The 2,892-nt window shown below is 41.6% G+C and carries 3 protein-coding genes; 2 read left to right on the top strand and 1 reads right to left on the bottom strand.

Features of this window, described 5'->3' with window-relative positions:
• Positions 1–1,389 (top strand): T9SS type A sorting domain-containing protein (locus tag HY841_10500; protein MBI4931182.1); only part of this gene is annotated, 1,389 nt, incomplete at its 5' end.
• Between the two features lie 219 nt (positions 1,390–1,608).
• Here the strand turns inward: HY841_10500 and HY841_10495 are convergent.
• Complete coding sequence (locus HY841_10495) at positions 1,609–1,935, bottom strand: hypothetical protein (GenBank protein MBI4931181.1); 327 nt, start codon at positions 1,933–1,935, stop codon at positions 1,609–1,611.
• A 428-nt stretch (positions 1,936–2,363) separates the two neighbouring features.
• On the opposite strand from HY841_10495, the gene HY841_10490 reads away from it, so the two are divergent.
• Positions 2,364–2,825, top strand: a complete 462-nt coding sequence (locus HY841_10490) for a collagen-like protein (GenBank protein MBI4931180.1) — start codon at positions 2,364–2,366, stop codon at positions 2,823–2,825.
• Positions 2,826–2,892: the final 67 nt, after the last annotated feature.

Below are 2,892 nucleotides of genomic sequence, written 5' to 3'. Positions count from 1 at the left end.
CTTTTAGATGCCGGCAATCCAGGCGATACCTATTTATGGTCTGATGCATCCACTGATCAAACGCTCACCGCTTTTTCTACCGGAACCTATTCAGTGGTTGTTACCGATGCAAACGGATGCACTGGCAGCGATGCAGCCGATATAACCATCAACACTCCACCAACTGTAAATCTTGGAGCCGATGTAACACAGTGCGGAGGAACAGTTTTATTGGATGACGGAAATCCCGGCCCGTTTTATCATCTATGGAATACTGGTGCAACCACTCAAACCATCATAGTTACCACCACCGGAACCTATTCAGTGGTTGTTACCGATGCAAACGGATGCACCGGCAGCGATGAAGCAGATGTTACGATTAACTCCGCTCCTGTTATCAGTGCCGGAAGTGATGTAACAATATGCGGAGGAAGCACCAACCTCACTGCTTCAGGAGGTGTAAGTTATGTTTGGTCTACTGGAGCTACAACAGCCGGTATTACAGTTTCGCCAAGTGGTACAACCACTTATACAGTAACAGGAACAGATGCCAACGGATGCTCCGCTTCTGATATGGTCACCGTAACTATTTTTGCACCAGCCGGGCAACTGCCTCCTTTAGTTGAAGGATTGGAAAACCCGCCTTTCCCACCTGCAGGATGGGCGCTTAACAATCCTGATGGCTCAATCACCTGGGAAAGAACCGACACAGCTGCTAAAACAGGAACCTACAGCATGCACGTGGATAATTATGATTATCCGGCAAACGGGCAAGTAGATGAACTCACTACTCCTTCAATGGATTTATCAAGTGCAACCGGACCAGCGCTTACGTTTCAGGTGGCTTATCAACTTTACACCGATCCAAGTTCAAGCCCCAATTATTCTGATACGCTGATGATTCAGATATCTACCGATTGTGGTGCTACATGGACTACGGCTTACAATAAATATGGCGTAGCGCTGACCACCGCCACACCCACTTTCAGCTCGAATAAATTCATTCCAACCGCATCGCAATGGAGAATGGAAACAGTGCCGCTGCCGATTGCCGGCAATGTGCTGGTGAAATTCCGCCACACTACGGATTATGAAAATGAAATGTATGTGGATGACATCAATATCTCAGGACTTGTGAGCACAGAAGAACGGAACCTTGCCAACGTGGTAACCGTTTTCCCAAATCCATCTTCAGGCGATGTGTTTGTGAAAGTAAATGCGCTTGACCTGGGCAATGTGGAAGTGAAAATTTACAATCTTCTTGGCGAAGTGATTTCTGAAACCGCAGAAAACATTTCTGCTCCAAAGAAACTGCACTTCAATCTTTCTTCTCAGCCGGGCAGCATCTATTTTGTGGAAGTAAATTCAGTAAATGCAAAAACAGTGAAGAAGATTATTCTGAACAAATAATCTTTTAACGATTCGTTTTCAGAAAAGGGGGAGCAATCCTCCTTTTCTTTTTATAGGGAACCTCTAAAAACTCTTTATCATAAAAATAAATATTCAATATTCAATTCTCAACTCTCAAATAAAAAAAGCATACAATCAGTTGAACATTGAACATTGAGCATTGAACATTGGTTATTATTTTAGATTTTAGAGATGTCCTTTATAGAGCAGCACTTACGCTTACTTCTTCTTTCCTTTTAACAGTTCATTAATTTCCTTCAGGTAGGCGTTTTCTTTTTTCAGGTCGTCATTTTCTTTGCGTAGCTTTTTAAATTCCTCGCTTTCGTTTTGCTGAATCATTTCTTTTGGAGGCAGGTATACATATTGAAAAAGGTTATGGTCAAGCGCTTTTGAAATGACTTCGAGCAGAAACGGATGCATCATTTTTTGTTTCAGTATGCGATAAACTGCCTGCGGTGTGTAATTTATTTCATTTGCCAGTTCGCGCACGCTCATCGGCTTCTGGCGAAGCAGTTTTTCAATAATGTTTCCTAAATGTTGTTCCATGGCAAGAAGGTTTTTTAATCATTCTATCAGGAACTATATCAAAACATGAACCAAACGCTTTCATCATGTAAACTATCGGGTTAATAAAAGAAAAAAATGTGTTCATGTTTTTAACAATCGTGTTCATGATTTAAACAGTTGTTTTCATAAACGAAACAATTGCTTTATTATTTGAAACAACCGCATGAATGATTTTAACTGTTGTTTTCATAAAAGAAACAAATGCGTTCATGAAATCAACAATTGCGTTCATCTTTTTAACTGCCCAACGCAATTCAGTAAGAAATCTCCAAGGTCTCCTTCGGACTATCTAAGAGACTTTCATTTATAAGTTTACCTTTGAACTGTTAAATCACATTAATTCTTTTCGCATGAAAAAAATTTATACCCCCGCAATTATTTCTTTTCTTCTTTTTTACGGAGGAGAAATGTTTTCGCAAAACGTTGGAATTAATCTAACGGGCGCCACTCCCAATTCCTCTGCAGGATTGGATGTTGATTTTACCAACAAAGGGCTGCTCATCCCGAGGGTGAGTTTAACTTCCACTACGGATGTGATAACCATTCCAAGTCCTGCAACAAGTTTACTAGTCTATAACACCAATGCTGCCATGACAGGCGGAGGTGTTGGATACTGGTATTGGGACGGAACAAAATGGGTGCAAGCCATAGGACCAACCGGACCTACGGGTGCAAATGGAACTAATGGAGCAACCGGTCCCACAGGCACAGCAGGAACGAATGGAACCAATGGTGTAACCGGTCCCACAGGCACAGCAGGAACAAACGGAACCAATGGTGTAACTGGTCCAACAGGTGTAAGCTTCCCCATTGTTAGGACAGTTCAAAATTGTGTTTTGGGATTGGTTGATTTTGATTTTTGTTGTTGAGTAAATATTGTTTTGGAGACAAAGAGTTAAGAGAATCGTGAGGGCGCTCGTTATTATAATGTTCTTT

This window comes from Bacteroidota bacterium, from assembly GCA_016213405.1.
Lineage (GTDB): Bacteria > Bacteroidota > Bacteroidia > Palsa-948 > Palsa-948 > Palsa-948.
The sequence above is the reverse complement of the archived record's forward strand: the minus strand, read 5'-3'. Positions and strand labels throughout refer to the sequence as shown.